Origin of the sequence: Streptomyces sp. NPDC004658, assembly GCF_040609555.1 — a bacterium.
In the GTDB taxonomy this organism is placed as follows: Bacteria; Actinomycetota; Actinomycetes; order Streptomycetales; family Streptomycetaceae; genus Streptomyces.
The window spans coordinates 1-16,019 of record NZ_JBEXKG010000164.1 but is presented as its reverse complement, the minus strand read 5'-3'; the positions used below and the strand labels follow the sequence as shown (position 1 = coordinate 16,019).

General features: G+C 71.9%; 17 protein-coding genes and 1 pseudogene. 5 read left to right on the top strand and 13 right to left on the bottom strand.

What is annotated here, in order from left to right:
• Nucleotides 1-389 (bottom strand): winged helix-turn-helix domain-containing protein (locus ABZV94_RS34430; protein ID WP_356347556.1); only part of this gene is annotated, 389 nt, incomplete at its 3' end.
• Here ABZV94_RS34430 and ABZV94_RS34425 point away from each other — a divergent pair.
• Nucleotides 388-1,299, top strand: a complete 912-nt coding sequence (locus ABZV94_RS34425) for a DMT family transporter (protein ID WP_356347554.1) — start codon at nt 388-390, stop codon at nt 1,297-1,299. The genes ABZV94_RS34430 and ABZV94_RS34425 overlap by 2 nt on opposite strands.
• A 19-nt stretch (nt 1,300-1,318) precedes the next feature.
• Entirely contained in the window at nt 1,319-1,516 is a 198-nt protein-coding gene (locus ABZV94_RS34420) for a DUF1918 domain-containing protein (RefSeq protein WP_103812437.1), read from the top strand.
• Here the strand turns inward: ABZV94_RS34420 and ABZV94_RS34415 are convergent, their stop codons facing one another.
• On the bottom strand, nt 1,517-2,788 hold the full coding sequence (locus tag ABZV94_RS34415; RefSeq protein WP_356347552.1) for a family 10 glycosylhydrolase: 1,272 nt from the start codon (nt 2,786-2,788) through the stop codon (nt 1,517-1,519).
• A gap of 180 nt (nt 2,789-2,968) precedes the next feature.
• On the opposite strand from ABZV94_RS34415, the gene ABZV94_RS34410 reads away from it, so the two are divergent.
• Both ABZV94_RS34410 and ABZV94_RS34405 read left to right on the top strand, forming a co-directional pair.
• Entirely contained in the window at nt 2,969-3,829 is an 861-nt protein-coding gene (locus ABZV94_RS34410; RefSeq protein WP_356347550.1) for a 3-hydroxybutyryl-CoA dehydrogenase, read from the top strand.
• Between the two features lie 193 nt (nt 3,830-4,022).
• Nucleotides 4,023-4,283 (top strand): hypothetical protein, encoded by a 261-nt coding sequence (locus ABZV94_RS34405; RefSeq protein ID WP_014671637.1) that lies wholly within the window; start codon nt 4,023-4,025, stop codon nt 4,281-4,283.
• 11 nt (nt 4,284-4,294) lie between these two features.
• Here the strand turns inward: ABZV94_RS34405 and ABZV94_RS34400 are convergent, their stop codons facing one another.
• The 10 genes from ABZV94_RS34400 to infC all read right to left on the bottom strand — a co-directional run bounded on the left by ABZV94_RS34400 (nt 4,295) and on the right by infC (nt 15,108).
• Entirely contained in the window at nt 4,295-4,831 is a 537-nt protein-coding gene (locus tag ABZV94_RS34400) for an NUDIX hydrolase (protein ID WP_356347548.1), read from the bottom strand.
• A gap of 65 nt (nt 4,832-4,896) precedes the next feature.
• Nucleotides 4,897-6,237, bottom strand: coding sequence for a transcriptional regulator (locus ABZV94_RS34395; protein WP_356347546.1), 1,341 nt, complete (start codon nt 6,235-6,237; stop codon nt 4,897-4,899).
• A 199-nt stretch (nt 6,238-6,436) separates the two neighbouring features.
• Nucleotides 6,437-7,501: a PP2C family protein-serine/threonine phosphatase gene (locus ABZV94_RS34390; RefSeq protein ID WP_356347544.1), complete on the bottom strand. Its 1,065-nt coding sequence runs from the start codon at nt 7,499-7,501 to the stop codon at nt 6,437-6,439.
• 167 nt (nt 7,502-7,668) lie between these two features.
• Nucleotides 7,669-10,191: a phenylalanine--tRNA ligase subunit beta gene (pheT, locus tag ABZV94_RS34385; RefSeq protein WP_356347542.1), complete on the bottom strand. Its 2,523-nt coding sequence runs from the start codon at nt 10,189-10,191 to the stop codon at nt 7,669-7,671.
• Nucleotides 10,191-11,312, bottom strand: a complete 1,122-nt coding sequence (gene pheS / locus ABZV94_RS34380; RefSeq protein ID WP_356347540.1) for a phenylalanine--tRNA ligase subunit alpha — start codon at nt 11,310-11,312, stop codon at nt 10,191-10,193. The genes pheT and pheS overlap by 1 nt, the downstream gene beginning before the upstream one ends.
• A 125-nt stretch (nt 11,313-11,437) precedes the next feature.
• On the bottom strand, nt 11,438-12,568 hold the full coding sequence (locus tag ABZV94_RS34375; protein ID WP_356347538.1) for an ATP-binding protein: 1,131 nt from the start codon (nt 12,566-12,568) through the stop codon (nt 11,438-11,440).
• A 50-nt stretch (nt 12,569-12,618) separates the two neighbouring features.
• Nucleotides 12,619-13,479, bottom strand: coding sequence for an RNA methyltransferase (locus ABZV94_RS34370; RefSeq protein WP_356347535.1), 861 nt, complete (start codon nt 13,477-13,479; stop codon nt 12,619-12,621).
• A 168-nt stretch (nt 13,480-13,647) separates the two neighbouring features.
• Nucleotides 13,648-14,031, bottom strand: coding sequence for a 50S ribosomal protein L20 (rplT, locus tag ABZV94_RS34365; protein WP_006141703.1), 384 nt, complete (start codon nt 14,029-14,031; stop codon nt 13,648-13,650).
• Nucleotides 14,032-14,127: 96 nt separating this feature from the next.
• Nucleotides 14,128-14,322 carry a 50S ribosomal protein L35 gene (gene rpmI / locus ABZV94_RS34360; RefSeq protein ID WP_003977225.1) on the bottom strand — a complete coding sequence of 65 codons (195 nt, stop codon included), beginning with the start codon at nt 14,320-14,322 and terminating at the stop codon, nt 14,128-14,130.
• A gap of 123 nt (nt 14,323-14,445) precedes the next feature.
• The gene (gene infC / locus ABZV94_RS34355; protein WP_030654735.1) at nt 14,446-15,108 is read right to left on the bottom strand and encodes a translation initiation factor IF-3; all 663 of its coding nucleotides are present in this window, start codon (nt 15,106-15,108) and stop codon (nt 14,446-14,448) included.
• Between the two features lie 339 nt (nt 15,109-15,447).
• On the opposite strand from infC, the gene ABZV94_RS34350 reads away from it, so the two are divergent.
• A complete protein-coding gene (locus ABZV94_RS34350) occupies nt 15,448-15,822 on the top strand; it encodes a DUF1844 domain-containing protein (RefSeq protein WP_356347534.1) in 375 nt (124 codons plus the stop codon).
• Nucleotides 15,823-15,857: 35 nt separating this feature from the next.
• On the opposite strand, the pseudogene ABZV94_RS34345 reads toward ABZV94_RS34350, so the two are convergent.
• Nucleotides 15,858-16,019, bottom strand: a pseudogene (locus ABZV94_RS34345) (SseB family protein); the annotation flags it as partial.

The window sequence follows — 16,019 nt, the reverse complement described above, 5'->3', positions numbered from 1 at the left end:
GGCTGGAGTGAGGGGTGCAGGTAGCCGCCGCTGAGCTCCAGGACCCCGGGGGGCGGGGCGGCCAGCGAGACCGTGACGCCGGAGGCGTCCACGGTGCGCGGTACGAGGTCGGCGGCGCCGTCGGCGCTCAGCGCGACCTCCTGCCAGGAGGTGTCCCCGGCCGGGGTCGCGGTCCGCTGCGGCCGGGCCCGGAAGGCGCCCGCGCCCGGCCGGGTGACCACCAGGCCCTCGGCGGCGAGCTGGGCGAGCGCCCGGGAGACGGTCACCGGACTCACCCGGAACCGCTCGACCAGTGCCCGACTCGATGGAAGCTTTCCACCAGGAGAGTAGCGGTCAAGCTCCCTTCGCAGCTGTTCGGCCAGGTCCCCCACACTGCTACGCTGTTGCATGAGAACACAGAGTAGCGCTACTACCGCGAGTCCGATAGCAGTCAGCGCTCCCCGGGAGTTCCGGGGACTCGGCACCGTCCAGGCCGCCCTCGGCGTGGTCGCCTTCTCCCTGACCTTCCCCGCGACCGCCTGGGGCCTGGAGAGCTTCGGCCCGTGGTCGCTGGTGGCGGTGCGCGGCGTCCTCGCGGCGCTCGTCGCCGGTGGCTGCCTGCTGGCCCTGCGCGTACGGCTTCCGGCGCGGCGGCACCTCGCCGGGCTCGCCGTGGTCGCCGCCGGAGTGGTGCTCGGCTTCCCGATGCTGACCACGCTCGCGCTGCAGACGTCCACCACCGCCCACGCGGCCGTGGTGGTGGGCCTGCTGCCGCTGACCACCGCCGTGTTCTCCGCCCTGCGCACCGGCGCCCGGCCCTCGCGCCGGTTCTGGCTGGCGGCCGTGGCGGGCGCTGCGGCCGTGCTCGCCTTCACCGTCGGCCAGAGCGGCGGCGCGCTCACCCTGGCGGACGGCTACCTCTTCGGGGCGCTGCTGGTGTGCGCGGCCGGGTACACCGAGGGCGGCCGGCTGGCCCGGGTCATGCCGGGCTGGCAGGTCATCGGCTGGGCGCTGGTGCTGTGCGTGCCGCTGACCGTGCCGGCCGCGGCGCTGGCGCTGACGTACGAGCCGGTGCACCTGAGCGCGCACGGCGTCGCGGGCCTGGTGTGGGTGGCGATCGGCTCGCAGTTCCTCGGGCTGGTCGTCTGGTACCGGGGGATGGCGGCCGTCGGCATCCCCCGGGCCAGCCAGTTGCAGTTGGCTCAGCCCCTGCTCACACTGGTGTGGTCGGCGCTGCTGCTGGGCGAGCACTTCACGGCGGCCGCTCCCCTGACCGCCGTCGCCGTGCTCGTGTGCATCGCCGTCACTCAGCGGTCGTGATCGTGAGGAGGGCCTGTAGATGCGCGCATCCAAGGGCGACAAGCTGGTCCAGCACGGCAGGGTGGTGGGTCAGCACGACCACGTCTCGGAAGTCGTAGAAGTGCTCGGGCAGGAGGGCAACCCGCCGTATCGCGTCCGTTTCGAGGACGGGCACGAGGCGATCATGTCCCCCGGACCCGACTGCCAGGTCAAGCACAAGGACGAGCAACAGCAGTAGTCAGCGCGGTGGGTGCGCCGGCGCCGGGTAGTGGTCGGCGACCACCCGTGCCATCGCCCCGATCGGATCGGCCGCCAGGTCCGCCGCGGCGAAGAAGACGTGCCCGCTCACCTGCGGGTACCGGGCGGCGAGGGTCAGGTGCCGGGACAGCTCGACCGGGTCCCGCCAGGCCGACGGCTGCCCGGCGGCGCCCGCCCGGTACAGGGCCTCGCCGATGTACAGGTGGGTCGGGGTGTCCTTGGCGGCCTCCGCCCACCAGGCCACGAGACGGGCGTAGTCGGCGGCGGGGTCCCCGATGTGCCAGTAGAGCTGCGGGACGACGTAGTCGATCCAGTGGTTGCGGACCCAGGTGCGGGTGTCCGCGTACAGGTCGTCGTACGTCTCCACGCCCGCCTGGGTGTCGGAGCCGCGCGGGTCGGTCGACGCGTTGCGCCACACCCCGAAGGGGCTGACGCCGAACCGGGTGCCGGGCCGGACCCGGTTGATGCCGGCGGCCATCTCGCGCACCAGGGTGTCGGTGTTGTTCCGGCGCCAGGCGGCCCGGGAGGAGAAGGCGCCGCCGTGGCGGTCGTACGCGTCGTCGTCGTCGAAGGTCTCCCCGTCGACCGGATAGGGGTAGAAGTAGTCGTCGAAGTGCACGGCGTCGACCGGGTAGCGGGCGACCGCGTCGAGGATCGCCTGCCGCACGAAGGCGCGGACCTCGGGCAGGCCGGGGTTGTAGTAGAGCCGGCCGTCGTAGGGCACCACCCAGTCGGGGTGCCTGCGGGCCGGGTGCGAGGCGGCCAGCCGGCCCGGGTCGGTGTGCTGGGCGATCCGGTACGGGTTGAACCAGGCGTGCAGTTCCAGGCCGCGGGCGTGCGCCTCCTTCACGGCCGTGCCGAGCGGGTCCCAGCCCGGGTGCCTGCCCTGGGTGCCGGTGAGGTACTCGGACCACGGCTCGTACGGCGACGGCCACAGCGCGTCGGCCGTGGGCCGCACCTGGAGGATCACCGTGTTGAGACGGTCGCGGACCGCGCGGTCGAGGTGGGCGATCAGCTCCTTGCGCTGCGCGCTCGCCGTGAGGCCCGTCCGCGAGGGCCAGTCCCGGTTGGCGACGGTGGCGATCCACACCCCCCGCATCCCGGCGCCCGCGCGCGAGGCGCGGCCGGCGGGGTGCGGTGCCGCGGCCGGGCCGGCCCGGCCCGGTGCCGGGTCCGTCGCGCGCCTCGTGGGCACCCCCGGCACCGTCGCCAGCGTGGACAGCGCGCCCAGGGCGAAGGTCCGCCGTGCCATGCGCCTCATCGGCACACCCCCATACGCTCCGGATCCGCGTGTTCACGGATCGTTCCGCGGTTCAGGATGCCCCCACCCCGGCGATCGATCATCGATACTTGGCGGTAACGTGCACGATCGGAGCAGGCGCCGAACCCGGAGGTCTGCCAGCGAGCCGGAGAACTCAGCGAAGGGAACGATGTGACCGACATCGAGCGCGTCGGAGTCGTGGGCTGCGGCCAGATGGGCGCGGGCATCGCCGAGGTGTGCGCCCGCGCGGGACTGGACGTGAAGGTCGCCGAGACCACCGGCGAAGCCCTGGAGATCGGCCGTACCCGGCTGTACAACTCCCTGGCCAAGGCCGCCGAGCGCGGCAAGATCACCGAGGAGGAGCTGGACGCCACGCAGGCGCGGCTGAGCTTCACCACCGACCTCGGCGAGTTCGCCGACCGGGACCTGGTCATCGAGGCCGTCGTCGAGAACGAGCAGGTGAAGACGGAGATCTTCCAGGTGCTCGACCAGGTGGTGACCCGGCCGGACGCGATCCTGGCCTCCAACACCTCCTCGATCCCGCTGGTGAAGCTGGCGGTCGCCACCTCCCGCCCGGACCACGTCGTCGGCATCCACTTCTTCAACCCGGCCCCGGTGCAGAAGCTGGTCGAGCTGATCCCGGCGCTCACCACCTCCGAGGGCACGCTCAGCCGCGCCCAGGTCTTCGCCGAGAAGGTGCTCGGCAAGCACGCCATCCGCGCCCAGGACCGCTCCGGGTTCGTGGTGAACGCGCTGCTGGTGCCGTACCTGCTGTCCGCGATCCGGATGTTCGAGTCGGGCATCGCGAGCCGCGAGGACATCGACAACGGCATGGAGATGGGCTGCGCCCACCCGATGGGCCCGCTGAAGCTGTCCGACCTGATCGGCCTGGACACCATCGTCTCCATCGCCAACTCGATGTACACCGAGTACAAGGAGCCGCTGTACGCCGCTCCCCCGCTGCTCCAGCGCATGGTGGAGGCGGGCCGGCTCGGCCGGAAGACCGGCTCCGGCTTCTACACCTACGGCTGATTACGAAGAGCGACACCGATGGGCCCGGCACCGGATTCCGGTGCCGGGCCCATCCGTTTCACACACCGTGTGCGCGCCGGGCACGCATATGCCCTTCGCACACGCTCCCCACGCGCCCACCAGGGGAGTTGACTCTGCATGCGCAGCAAGGGATGCGGAACCATCCATTTCGACCACCGAAAGGAGCGGACCCGTGACCGCCGAACCCGAGCATCCCGTGGTCCATGGAGAACTCGCAGAGTTACGGCGCCGCCTCGACGTGGCCTACGCCCGCGTCGAGGGAGGACTGGCGCTGCTGCGTCACCGTACCGAGGAGACCGCCAAGGAGCTGGACGAGCTGAACACCCGGATGGCCTCGCTGGAACACGCACGCTGGCCGCTGCCCTCGCTCGCCGCGCTGACCGCGCTCGGTGCGCTGGTGGTGACGGTCTGGCAGGCGCTGGCGGCCCACTAGCCGCCGGCCCTCTAGCCTTCCGCGAGCCTGAGGTGGTGCAGCAGGAGTAACGCGGCCGCCATGTTGGCGGCCGGGACCTCCCCACGGGCGATCAGGTCGGGGACGAGTTTCAGGGGAACCCATTCCCGCCGGTCCGACTCGAAGTCGTCCACGGGGTGTCCGACGTACTCGCCCCGGTCGGACCAGTAGATGTGGTGCCGGGCGTCGGTGAGGCCGTTGGACGGTTCCACGCTCATGAGGTGGTGCAGGGGCCCCGGCCGCCAGCCGGTCTCCTCCTCCAGTTCCCGGGCCGCCGCCCTCGTGATGTCCTCGCCGTCCTCGACGACGCCCGCCGCCAGCTCCCAGCCCCAGCTGTCGGTGATGAAGCGGTGCCGCCACAGCAGCAGCACCTCGTTCGCCTCGTTGACGACCGTGGCCACGGCCACGGGGCGCAGCCGGATCAGGAAGTGGTCGAGGTGCCGGCCGTCCGGCAGCTCGACATCCGCGAGATTGACGCGGAACCAGCGGTTTTCATAGACGGTCTGTTCGCTTTGTTTCGTCCACTGCACGGTTCTGCCACCTTCCGCCGAGTAAGTGGCAATATCGCAGCAGGGACGGTGCACACACAGGGGGCCTACAGCGGTACGCGCAGTGCCCCGTCGATGAGTTCGGCGGCCTCGGCGGTGCCGGCCGAGCCGCAGCGCACCAGGTGCTCGCGCACCGCGCGCAGTCTGTCGCGCAGCCGCTGGGACTCCATTCCCCGGGCCTGCTCCGCCATCTGCACGGCGGTGGCCACGGCCTTGTCGGCGTTGCCCTGGCGCAGTTCGATGGTGCTGAGCATCGCCAGCCGGTGCACCCGCCCCCGGTCGTGCGCCGGGTTGTCGACGGCCGCCGCCGCGTGCTCCCGGGCGGCGGCGAGTTCCCCTAGGCTCAGCAGCGCCTCGGCCACCTGCACATTGACCAGCCCCGGCTGCACATACCCGGTCTCGTCGGGCTCGTGGCCCCGCCGGATCCGCTCGGCCGCCGTCTCCGCCCGGCGGATGCAGGACAGCGCGCTGCCGCTGTCCCCGAGGTGGGCGTACGCCTTGGCCTGCATCGCGTACAGGTCCGAGGCCAGGGCCGGGGTGATGTGCCGGCCGGCGGCGCGCAGCGCGGCCTCGGCGAAGGCGACCGCCTGCCGGTACTCCCGCATGAACAGCGACTGGTTGACCAGCAGCGCGATGACGTACGCCCCAAGGCCCCGGTCCCCGCTGGCCTTTGCCAGCCGCAGCGCCTGGTGGAAGTAGCGCTGGGCGAGCCCGTGCGCGTCGGAGTCGTACGCGCAGATGCCGGCGATCGCCACCAATCCGCCCGTGGCCCGGTGCAGTTGACGGCCGGTTGCGTCGGTGTAGCTGCCCCTCAGCAGCGGCGCGGCCTCGGCGTTGAGGAAGCCGACGATCCGCGTGCGCGTGGCGATGCCGCCGGCCTTGCGGTACATCTGCTCGTAGTGCGTCCGGGCGGCGCGCAGCATCTCGATGTCGGCCGTGGTGACCCGGTGCCGGCCACCGCGGGAGACGTCGACGTCCTCGGGCGGGTTCTCCCACTCCCACACCGGCATCACCGCCGGGGTGCCGGTGACGGCCGGGGCGCCCAGCACATGGGGCCGCTGCTGTTCGTCGGAGCGCCACAGGGCGGTGGCCCGCTCCACGAACCCGCCCAGCGAACCGGCGTGCGGGGTACTGGGCTCGCCGGGCACGCCGAGCCCGATGTCGTCGAGCGTGACGGGCCGCTGGAGCCGTGCCGCGAGCACCTCGCAGATCAGGTCCGGCACCTGACCGCGGGGCCGCTGCCCCTTCAGCCAGCGCGCCACGGCGGTGTGTTCGTACCGCAGCGCGAGTCCGCGGGCGCGGCCCGCCTGGTTGACGTGGGCGGCGAGGCCGGCGTGCGAGATCCCCGCCTCGTCCAGGATGGCGTCGAGCAGAGTGTTGGGCTGCATGGGATGCCCCCCGAGTGGCCTGGTGCGGTCAGCGTAGTGGCTCCGCGTTCACACGGGGTGTGAACGGAGTGCCCGTATCCGCGGCGTACGCGCGCTGTCGCGGAGCGTGTCGATCCGGTTGACTGAGATGCCTCGCAAGAGGCCGGCCAAGCCGCCGGCTCCCCCTCGAACGACGGCGGCTTGGCCGGGGCCACGAGGGCTAGCGGTACGGGGTCGGCTGCGGGTGCGTGGGGGCCGAGCGCACCGCTCCCGGGGAGCTGCGGCTCGCCCCTCTTCGGCCGTTGCGCAGGACCAGGACCGCCACGTCGTCCGTGGTCCTGCCGACGGTGTGGCGCAGGAGGCCGGTGAAGACGGTGCGCAGGACCGCCTGGGGTGCAACAGGGTGGTCCCGTACGGCCTCGCGCAAGGCTTCCGGCAGCGAGAAGAACCGCCCCTGGCCGTCGCGTGCGTCCTCCGCCCCGTCCGTGAAGAGCACGAGGGACTCCCCCGGGTGCAGCCGGCCGCAGGGCAGGACCTCCAGCTCCGTCGGCAGCGGGAACGGGCCCAGCGGCGGAAGGGGGTCCCCGCAGGCCAGCTGCTCGACCCGGGTCCCCCTCAGTGCGTACGGCCACGGATGGCCGCAGTTGAGGACGCGCAGGTCGCCGTCCCTGCCGATCTCCAGCAGGAGCACGGTGACGAACTCCTCCGCGACCGGGTGGTCGACGTCGGCCGGACCGTTCGCGGGGTGCTCGGCGCGGGCGCGTTCGCGCAGGTGGCGGGCGAGGGCGCGGTCCAGCCTGCGGAGCACGCGGCCGAGTTCGGGCTCGTCGTGGGCGGCCTCGCGGAAACTGCCGAGGAGGGCGGCGACGGTGCCGAGGGCGGCCAGGCCGTGCCCCCGTACGTCCCCCATCACCACCCGGACCCCGTGTTCCGTGGCGACGGCCTCGTACAGATCGCCGCCGACGCGCGCGCCCCGGTCGGCGGACAGCTGGGCGGCGGCGACGTCGATCCCGTCGAGTCGCGGCGGCAGCGGACGCAGGACGACGTTCTGCGCGGCGTTCGCCGCCCGCCGGGCGAGCCGCAGCTCCCGCAGCAGGGAGCGGCGGACATGGACTATGAGGCCGGTGCCGACGGCGACGAACACGGCACTGGTGACGATGCGGGCCCCGAGCCCGTTCTGCTGGGCGAGCGGGCAGCCGAACTTGTAGCCGACCGCGACGGCTCCCCAGACCGTGGGCAGTACGGCTGCCCGCCCGGTGGGCGCCCGTGCCTTGATGCGGATCATGCCTCTGGTCCCCCATATGGGCCCTGACAGAGGAATCGGACCGACCCCGAAAGGCCGGTCCGATTCTGTCGACGGCGTGACCCGGGCGGGCCGGATCACCCTCACTTCCCACCCGAACGAGTGAGCTGCCGCCGGTCAGCCCGCATTTATGCAGCTGGCGGAGGCGATCAGCCCCGCAGCACCGCACCCGTCCGCTCGCCCGCGAGGGCGACCGCCGCGTCCCGCGCGGCTGAGGCCTCGTCCACGGTCAGCGTGCGGTCGGCGGCCCGGAACCGCAGCGCGTACGCGAGCGACTTCCGGCCCTCCCCGAGCTGCTCGGCGTTCTCGTACACGTCGAACAGCCGGATGGACTCCAGCAGCTCTCCGGCACCCTCACGCAGCGCCGCCTCGACCTCCACGGCCGGGACCGGCTTGTCGACGACGAGGGCGACGTCCTGCGTGGCGACCGGGAAGGTGGAGATGCCCGGCGCCTGCGGGACACCGTCGCCCACCGCCTCCAGGGCGTCCAGGTTCAGCTCCATCGCGCACGTGCGCTCGGGCAGCCCCAGGGCCTTGACGACCCGCGGGTGCAGTTCTCCCGCATGGCCCACGACCTGCTCGGCGCCGTCGGCGACGACCACCAGCTCGGCGCACCGGCCGGGGTGCCACGGACCGTACTGGCTCTTGCGGACGACCAGTTCGGCACCGGCCTCCCGGGCGACGGCCCGCCCCGCCTCGACCGCGTCGGCCCAGTCGGCCGGACGGCCCTTGCCCCACCAGCCGGCCTGCTCTCGGGCGCCGGCGAGGACGACGGCCACGTGCCGGGGCTGCTCGGGCAGCGCGGCGTTCAGCGCGGCGATCTCCTCGTCCGTGGGACGCCGGTCGACGGGCAGGTGCGTGGCGCCGCGCGACTCCTCGCGCGGCAGGAAGACCAGCCCGGTCTCGAACAGGGCGAGGTCGTGCGAGCCGCGGCCGTCGTTGCGCCGCAGGGCGCCGAGCAGGCCCGGCAGCAGCGTCGTGCGCAGCGCCGGCTCCTCGTCGCTGAGCGGGTTGACCAGCTTCACGACGCGGCGGGCCGGGTCACCGGCCTCCAGTCCGAGCTGGTCGAAGACCTGCTCGGAGAAGAACGGGTAGTTCGGCGCCTCGACGTAGCCCGCGCCGGCCAGCGCCCGGCCGACCCGCCGGTGCAGCCGCTGGCGGTGGGTCAGGCCGCGGCCCGAGGGCGGCTTGGGCAGCGTGGAGGGCAGGTTCTCGTAGCCCTCCAGGCGGATGACCTCTTCGGCCAGGTCGTTCGGGTCGACCAGGTCGGGACGCCAGGACGGCACGGTGACCAGCAGCTCGTCCTGCCCGTACACGTCGCAGCCGACCTGCTGGAGACGGCGTACGACCGTCTCGCGGCCGTAGTCGACACCCGCGACCTTGTCCGGGTGGCCGGCCGGCAGGGTGATGGTGTGCGGGGCCGAGGGCGCGATGATCTCGGTGACGCCGGCCTCCGCGGTACCGCCCGCGAGGAGGACCAGCAGGTCCACCGTGCGCTGCGCGGCGGCAGCGGCGGCCTGCGGGTCGACGCCCCGCTCGAAGCGGCGGGAGGCCTCGGAGAGCAGCTTGTGGCGGCGGGCCGTGCGGGCGATCGAGACGGCGTCGAAGTGGGCGGCCTCGATGACGACGTCGGTGGTGCCGTTGACGCCGTCCTCGGTGATCTCGTGGTCGGCGATCTCCGTGTTGGCGCCGCCCATCACACCGGCGAGGCCGATGGGGCCGCGCTCGTCGGTGATGACCAGGTCCTCGGCGTGCAGCGTGCGCTCGACGCCGTCGAGGGTGACGAGCTTCTCGCCCTCCTGTGCGCGGCGCACGCCGATCGTGCCCTGGACCAGGGACCGGTCGTAGGCGTGCAGCGGCTGGCCCAGCTCCATCATCACGTAGTTCGTGACGTCGACGGCGAGCGAGATCGGGCGCATGCCGACCTTCTGGAGCCGGCGCTGGAGCCAGATCGGGGAGCGTGCCTCGGGGCGCAGGCCGGTGACCGTGCGCGCGGTGAAGCGGTCGCAGCCGAAGGGGTCGGAGACCTGGACCGGGTAGCCGTAGGCGTTCGGCGCGGGGACGTCGATCAGCGCGGGGTCGCGCAGCGGCAGCCCGTAGGCGATGGCGGTCTCGCGCGCGACACCGCGGATGGACAGGCAGTCGCCGCGGTTGGCGGTGACGGCGATGTCCAGGACCTCGTCGACCAGCTCCAGCAGCTCGATGGCGTCCTTGCCGACCTCGGTCTCCGGCGGCAGCACGATGATGCCGTGGGTGCCGTCGTCGCCCATGCCCAGCTCGTCGCTGGAACAGATCATGCCGTGGGACGTCTTGCCGTAGGTCTTGCGGGCGGAGATGGAGAACCCGCCGGGCAGCGTGGCGCCGGGGAGGACCACGACGACCTTGTCGCCGACCTGGAAGTTGCGGGCGCCGCAGACGATCTCCTGGGGCTCACCCGTGCCGTTGGCCTGGCCGACGTCGACGGTGCAGAAGCGGATCGGCTTCTTGAAGCCCTCCAGCTCCTCGATGGTCAGCACCTGGCCGACGACCAGGGGGCCCTTGAGGTCGGCGCCGAGCTGCTCGACCGTCTCGACCTCCAGACCGGCCGAAATGAGCTTGGCCTGGACGTCGCGCCCGGTCTCCGTCGCCGGCAGGTCGACGTACTCCCGCAGCCAAGAAAGCGGGACCCGCATCAGATCTCCATCCCGAACGGCCGGGTGAACCGGACGTCACCCTCGACCATGTCTCGCATGTCCTCGACGTTGTGGCGGAACATCAGCATCCGCTCGATGCCGAACCCGAAGGCGAAGCCGCTGTACTTCTCCGGGTCGACGCCGCAGGCGGTGAGCACCCGCGGGTTGACCATGCCGCAGCCGCCCAGCTCGATCCAGCCCTCGCTGGAGCAGGTGCGGCAGGGCCGGTCGGGGTTGCCGACGGACTCGCCCTTGCAGACGTAGCAGAGCATGTCCATCTCGGCGCTCGGCTCGGTGAAGGGGAAGAAGTTCGGCCGCAGCCGGGTCTTCATGCCCTCGCCGAACAGCGACTGGACCATGTGGTCCAGGGTCCCCTTGAGGTCGGCCATGGTCAGGCCCTCGTCCACGGCGAGCAGCTCGACCTGGTGGAAGACGGGCGTGTGCGTGGCGTCCAGCTCGTCGGTGCGGTAGACGCGGCCCGGACAGATCACGTAGACCGGCAGCTCGCGGTCGAGCAGCGAACGGATCTGCACGGGCGAGGTGTGGGTGCGCAGCACCACGCCGGACTCGGCGCCGCCGTCCGGTCCCTGCACGAAGAAGGTGTCGGCCTCGCCGCGGGCCGGGTGGTCCGGGCCGATGTTCAGGGCGTCGAAGTTGAACCACTCCGCCTCGACCTGCGGGCCCTCGGCGACCTCGTAGCCCATGGCCACGAAGATGTCCTCGATGCGCTCCGAGAGCGTGGTCAGCGGGTGGCGGGCGCCGGCCGGGACACGGTCGTACGGCAGCGTGACGTCGACGTCCTCCTCGACCAGCACGCGGGCGTCCCGCTCGGCCTCCAGCTCGGCCTGGCGCGCGGCGAGGGCCTTGTTCACGGCGCCTCGGGCCATGCCGACGCGCTTGCCGGCCTCGGCCTTGGCGTGCGGGGGCAGGGCGCCGATCTCGCGGTTGGCGAGGGCCAGCGGGGAGGCCGGGCCGGTGTGGGCGACCTTCGCCTCGTGGAGCGCGTCGAGGGAGTCCGCGGCGGCGAAGGCGGCGAGCGCCTCGTCCCGCATGCGCTCGATCTCTTCCGGTTTCAACGCCTCGACCTCGACAGGGTCGTACGACTTATTGGGTGCCGACATCTCTTCCCGTGCTTCCGATTGGCTGGCGGATGGTCCCCGCGACCGTTGGTGGGCCGTGTGAAGACACAAAGGTGCCAAAGGCCGAGTCTAACGGGGTGGAGGTGTACGAATGCGCCCGTGGGCCACTAGGCGAGATACGCCGGGGCGGCCACGGGCAACGTAAATCGGAACTCGGCGCCGCCGCTCGCGGCCCGGCCGACCGTGATCGTGCCGCCGTGGGCCTCCACGATGCCCTTGACGATGTACAGCCCGAGGCCCGTGCCGCCGCGCTTGCTGCCCCGCCAGAAACGGGTGAAGACGCGGTTCATGGACTCCTCCGGGATGCCGGGCCCCTCGTCGCTCACGGTGACCGACGTGCCGGTCTCCTCGCCCTCGCGCGGGGACGGCGTGGGCGTGACGTCAATGGTGACGGTTCCCTCGCCGTGCCGCACGGCATTTTCGATGAGGTTGCTGAGGACCTGGTCGATCTTGTCGGGGTCGGCCCACAGGGCGGGCAGCGGCTGTTCGATGCGGAGCAGGAAGCGGTCGGCGGGCTGGCCGGCGGCGACGTAGGCCTGGATGTGCCGGGAGACGGCGGCGCCGATGTCGACGGGCTGGCGGCGCACCTCCAGCCGCCCGGAGTCGATCCGGGAGATGTCCAGCAGCTCGGCGATGAGGCGGGTGACGCGGTCGGCGTCGGCGTCGACGGTCTCCAGCATGAGCCGCTTCTGGTCGTCGGTGAAGCGTTCCCACTTGGCGAGCAGGGTGGCGGTGAAGCCCTTCACGGAGGTCAGCGGGGAGCGCAGCTCGTGGGCGACGGTGGCGATCAGCTCGGCGTGGCTGCGCTCGGTGCGGCGGCGGGCCTCGGTGTCCCGGAGGGAGACGACCACGCTGCGCACCGGGCCCAGCGGCTCGTCGCGCACATAGCGGGCGCAGACGAGGACCTCCCGGCCGCCGGGCAGCAGCAGATTGCGCTCCGGCTGCCGCACCCGGATGGCGAGCCCGCCGTAGGGATCGGTGAGCTGCCACCAGCGGCGCCCCTCCAGGTCCTCTAAGGGCAGCGCCTTCTCCAGGGACTGTCCGAGGGCGTCGGCGGGCCGGATCGCGGTGATCCGCGCGGCGGCGGCGTTGAAGCAGGTCACGCGGCCGTGCTCGTCGGCGACGACGAGGCCGTCGGGCAACTGGTCGGGATCGACGCCGGAGCCGGCGCACCGGGACGCGGGCGCGCCCCGCGCGTCCCGTCCTTCCGGCGCGGTGCTCGTGCCGGCCACACTCATCCCCGTACCCCACCTCTCAGACGGCGCAGGGCCCCGCGCTGGTCACCCTACTAGCTCTCGGTGACGGATCGGCACCCTCCGGAGGCACGCTGTGCACGGGCCGACGCGTAGAGACATACGGCGGCGGCGGTGGCGAGGTTCAGGCTCTCGGCCTTGCCGTGGATCGGGACGCGTACGACGGCGTCGGCCAGGGCGCGAGTCTCCTCCGGCAGCCCCCAGGCCTCGTTCCCGAACACCCAGGCGGTGGGCCCGCCCATGGTGCCCTTGTCCAGCTCCTCGTCCAGGTCGCGGTCGCCGGCCCCGTCGGCGGCCAGGACGCGCACCCCGGCCTCCTTCAGTCCGGCCACGGCCCGCTCGACGGGGACGCCGACGGCGACGGGCAGGTGGAAGTGGGATCCGACGGAGGCCCGGACGGCCTTGGGGTTGTACAGGTCCACGGAGGCGTCGGTCAGCACCACGGCCTCGGCACCGGCGGCGTCGGCGCAGCGCAGCACGGTGCCGGCGTTGCCGGGGTCCCGCACGTGAGCGAGCACGGCGACCAGCTGGGGCCGGGCGGCGAGGACGTCCTCGAACGGGGTGTCCAGGAACCGGCAGACGCCGACCAGGCCCTGCGGGGTGACCGTGGTGGAGATGTCCGCGATGACCTCGTCGGAGGCGAGGTGCACCCGGGCACCGGCGTCCCGGGCGGCGCCGACGATGTCGGCGTACCGCTCCGCGGCCTCCACGGTGGCGAACAGCTCGACGAGGGTGGGGATGCCGCCGGCCCGGTGCCCGGCCGCCTCACGGACGGCCTGCGGCCCTTCGGCCAGGAACAGCCGATCCTTGCTCCGGAAGTTCCGCTTGGCGAGCCGCCGGGCGGCCAGGACACGGGCGGAACGGGGGGAGATGAGCTCAGGGGTGGCGGGGGGCATCCTCGTACTTTCGGAGACTCGTGGCGCCCCGGAGGGGCGCGGGGAACTGCGCGACCAGCCCCCACCGGCTGTCGGCCGAACGACCGCCGAGGGGCCCAACGACAGGACCCGCAAGCCGTAACAGCCTGCGGGTCCTACAGTGAGCGTCGGCTCAAGGCCAGCGCAGCGTCACGCGGCCTTCGGAGCGTTCACGTCCGACGGCAGCGCCTTCTGCGCCACCTCGACGAGCGCCGCGAAGGCGTTCGCGTCGTTCACGGCCAGCTCGGCCAGGATCTTGCGGTCGACCTCGACGTTCGCGGCCTTCAGACCCTGGATGAAGCGGTTGTAGGTGATGCCGTTGGCGCGGGCAGCGGCGTTGATGCGCTGGATCCACAGCTGACGGAAGTCGCCCTTGCGCTTCTTGCGGTCGTTGTAGTTGTAGACCAGCGAGTGGGTGACCTGCTCCTTGGCCTTGCGGTACAGGCGCGAACGCTGACCGCGGTAGCCGGAGGCCTGCTCGAGGATCGCCCGGCGCTTCTTGTGGGCGTTGACTGCCCGCTTGACGCGTGCCACTTGTTAACTCCTTGTAGCGGGGTCGTGGGTGTCCTCACACGACCCGGAATCGATTCGGTCCCGGTCCCGACGCACGGCGCTCAGAGCGCCGCCGCGTCACTTGCCGAGAAGCTTCTTGATCTTCGCGGCGTCGCCCGGGGCCATCTCGGCGTTGCCGGTGAGGCGACGCGTGACGCGGGACGACTTGTGCTCGAGCAGGTGGCGCTTGCCGGCGCGCTCACGGAGCACCTTGCCGGAGCCGGTGATCTTGAAGCGCTTGCTGGCACCGCTGTGCGACTTGTTCTTCGGCATAGCGCCGTTATCTCCTCGTCGGTGGCGCTCCGGTGCCCGGTCGTGAAACCGGGCACGGCGGAGCGTCGCTCTCTTCTTTCGGTTACATCCTCGGGGACGTACGCGGAGGTACGTCCCCCGGGATCACGCCTCGGCAGGCTCCTCGGACGGCGCCTCAGCCTCGGCAGGGTTCTGCGACTTGCCGGGGTTCGCCTTCGCTTCGGCCTTGCGGGCCTCCTGCGCCTGGCGGGCCTCGGCCATCGCCTCGGTCTTCTTCTTGTGCGGACCGAGGACCATGATCATGTTCCGGCCGTCCTGCTTCGGGTTCGACTCCACGAAGCCGAGGTCCTGGACGTCCTCCGCGAGCCGCTGCAGCAGTCGGTAGCCCAGCTCGGGGCGGGACTGCTCGCGACCACGGAACATGATCGTGATCTTGACCTTGTCGCCCTGCTTGAGGAACCGGACGACGTGACCCTTCTTGGTGTCATAGTCGTGCGGGTCGATCTTCGGCCGGAGCTTCATCTCCTTGATGACCGTGTGCGCCTGGTTCTTGCGCGCCTCACGGGCCTTCATGGCCGACTCGTACTTGAACTTCCCGTAGTCCATGAGCTTGCACACGGGCGGACGGGCGTTCGCCGCGACCTCGACCAGGTCCAGGTCGTACTCCTGCGCAAGCTCCAGTGCCTTCGCGAGCGGCACGATGCCGACCTGCTCGCCACTGGGACCGACAAGTCGCACCTCGGGAACGCGAATCCGGTCGTTGATGCGGGGCTCGGCGCTGATGGATCCTCCTCGGTAGCACCACACGGCGGTCTGGCGGACAGCCGCGTAACGTCTCTTTTCGTTAGACCTAACCGCGCCGAAGCACAAAAAATGCCCCGGACGATCACAGGCGGGGCTCCAAACAACCGGAGCACCGCCGCGATGCCGCGGGGCGCGCTTTCGGGCGACTCCATCGTCCGTACGGAACGATGGCGGCCGCCTGACCGGGTGACCCGCCGTCCCAGGGACGGTCAGGTGGGAGATCGGAGCCTCCACTTGTGGGCCGGACACAATCATGTCCAGCCGGTCGTCCTTCAGATTAGCAGGATCGCTTGACAAGGGCGAATTGAGGGGCGCCGGGCGCGACCACCTATGGTGTGGGGCATGAGTGACACCCCTGCCGAGCCTGCTGAGTCATCAGAGGTCCCCGACTTCGACGCGATGACCCGGGACATCGCCGAGGTCCCCGCCGTCGAGGTGATCGTGACGGTCGCCGTCAACCTGATGAGCGCCGCCGCCGTGAAGCTCGGGCTGAGCGAGGAGGGCGAGAAGTACAAGGACCTGGACGAGGCCCGCAAGCTGATCACCGCGCTCGCCGGTCTGCTGGACGCGAGCGCGACCGAGATCAGCTCCTTCCACGCGGCTCCGCTGCGCGACGGCCTGAAGTCGCTCCAGCTGGCGTTCCGCGAGGCCTCGATCGTCCCGGACGAGCCGGGCCAGGGGCCGGGCGAGAAGTACACCGGCCCGATCTACGGCTGACCCGCTCCGTCCGTCACGGCTGACGCACGGCTCACCTATTCCTTCACGTACAGGGGCTCGCCCGGAGGCGTGGTCCCGGCCGGCAGCAGTGCCAGGTCGAGGCCGCGCACCAGGCGGGCCCGCAGTGTCTCGTCGGCCGCGAGCCGTCCGGCGACCGCGCGGGCGGCCTCGGTGGGCGCCGCGGCCGGGTCGAGGAC

What these genes read in the sequence shown, in the direction of transcription:
- ABZV94_RS34425 (WP_356347554.1), top strand. Translation starts at nt 388, where the DNA reads ATGAGAACACAGAGTAGCGCTACTACCGCGAGTCCGATAGCAGTCAGC.
- ABZV94_RS34420 (WP_103812437.1), top strand. Translation starts at nt 1,319, where the DNA reads ATGCGCGCATCCAAGGGCGACAAGCTGGTCCAGCACGGCAGGGTGGTG.
- ABZV94_RS34415 (WP_356347552.1), bottom strand. Translation starts at nt 2,788, where the DNA reads ATGGCACGGCGGACCTTCGCCCTGGGCGCGCTGTCCACGCTGGCGACG.
- ABZV94_RS34395 (WP_356347546.1), bottom strand. Translation starts at nt 6,237, where the DNA reads ATGCAGCCCAACACTCTGCTCGACGCCATCCTGGACGAGGCGGGGATC.
- ABZV94_RS34390 (WP_356347544.1), bottom strand. Translation starts at nt 7,501, where the DNA reads ATGATCCGCATCAAGGCACGGGCGCCCACCGGGCGGGCAGCCGTACTG.
- pheT (WP_356347542.1), bottom strand. Translation starts at nt 10,191, where the DNA reads ATGCGGGTCCCGCTTTCTTGGCTGCGGGAGTACGTCGACCTGCCGGCG.
- pheS (WP_356347540.1), bottom strand. Translation starts at nt 11,312, where the DNA reads ATGTCGGCACCCAATAAGTCGTACGACCCTGTCGAGGTCGAGGCGTTG.
- ABZV94_RS34375 (WP_356347538.1), bottom strand. Translation starts at nt 12,568, where the DNA reads ATGAGTGTGGCCGGCACGAGCACCGCGCCGGAAGGACGGGACGCGCGG.
- ABZV94_RS34370 (WP_356347535.1), bottom strand. Translation starts at nt 13,479, where the DNA reads ATGCCCCCCGCCACCCCTGAGCTCATCTCCCCCCGTTCCGCCCGTGTC.
- rpmI (WP_003977225.1), bottom strand. Translation starts at nt 14,322, where the DNA reads ATGCCGAAGAACAAGTCGCACAGCGGTGCCAGCAAGCGCTTCAAGATC.
- ABZV94_RS34350 (WP_356347534.1), top strand. Translation starts at nt 15,448, where the DNA reads ATGAGTGACACCCCTGCCGAGCCTGCTGAGTCATCAGAGGTCCCCGAC.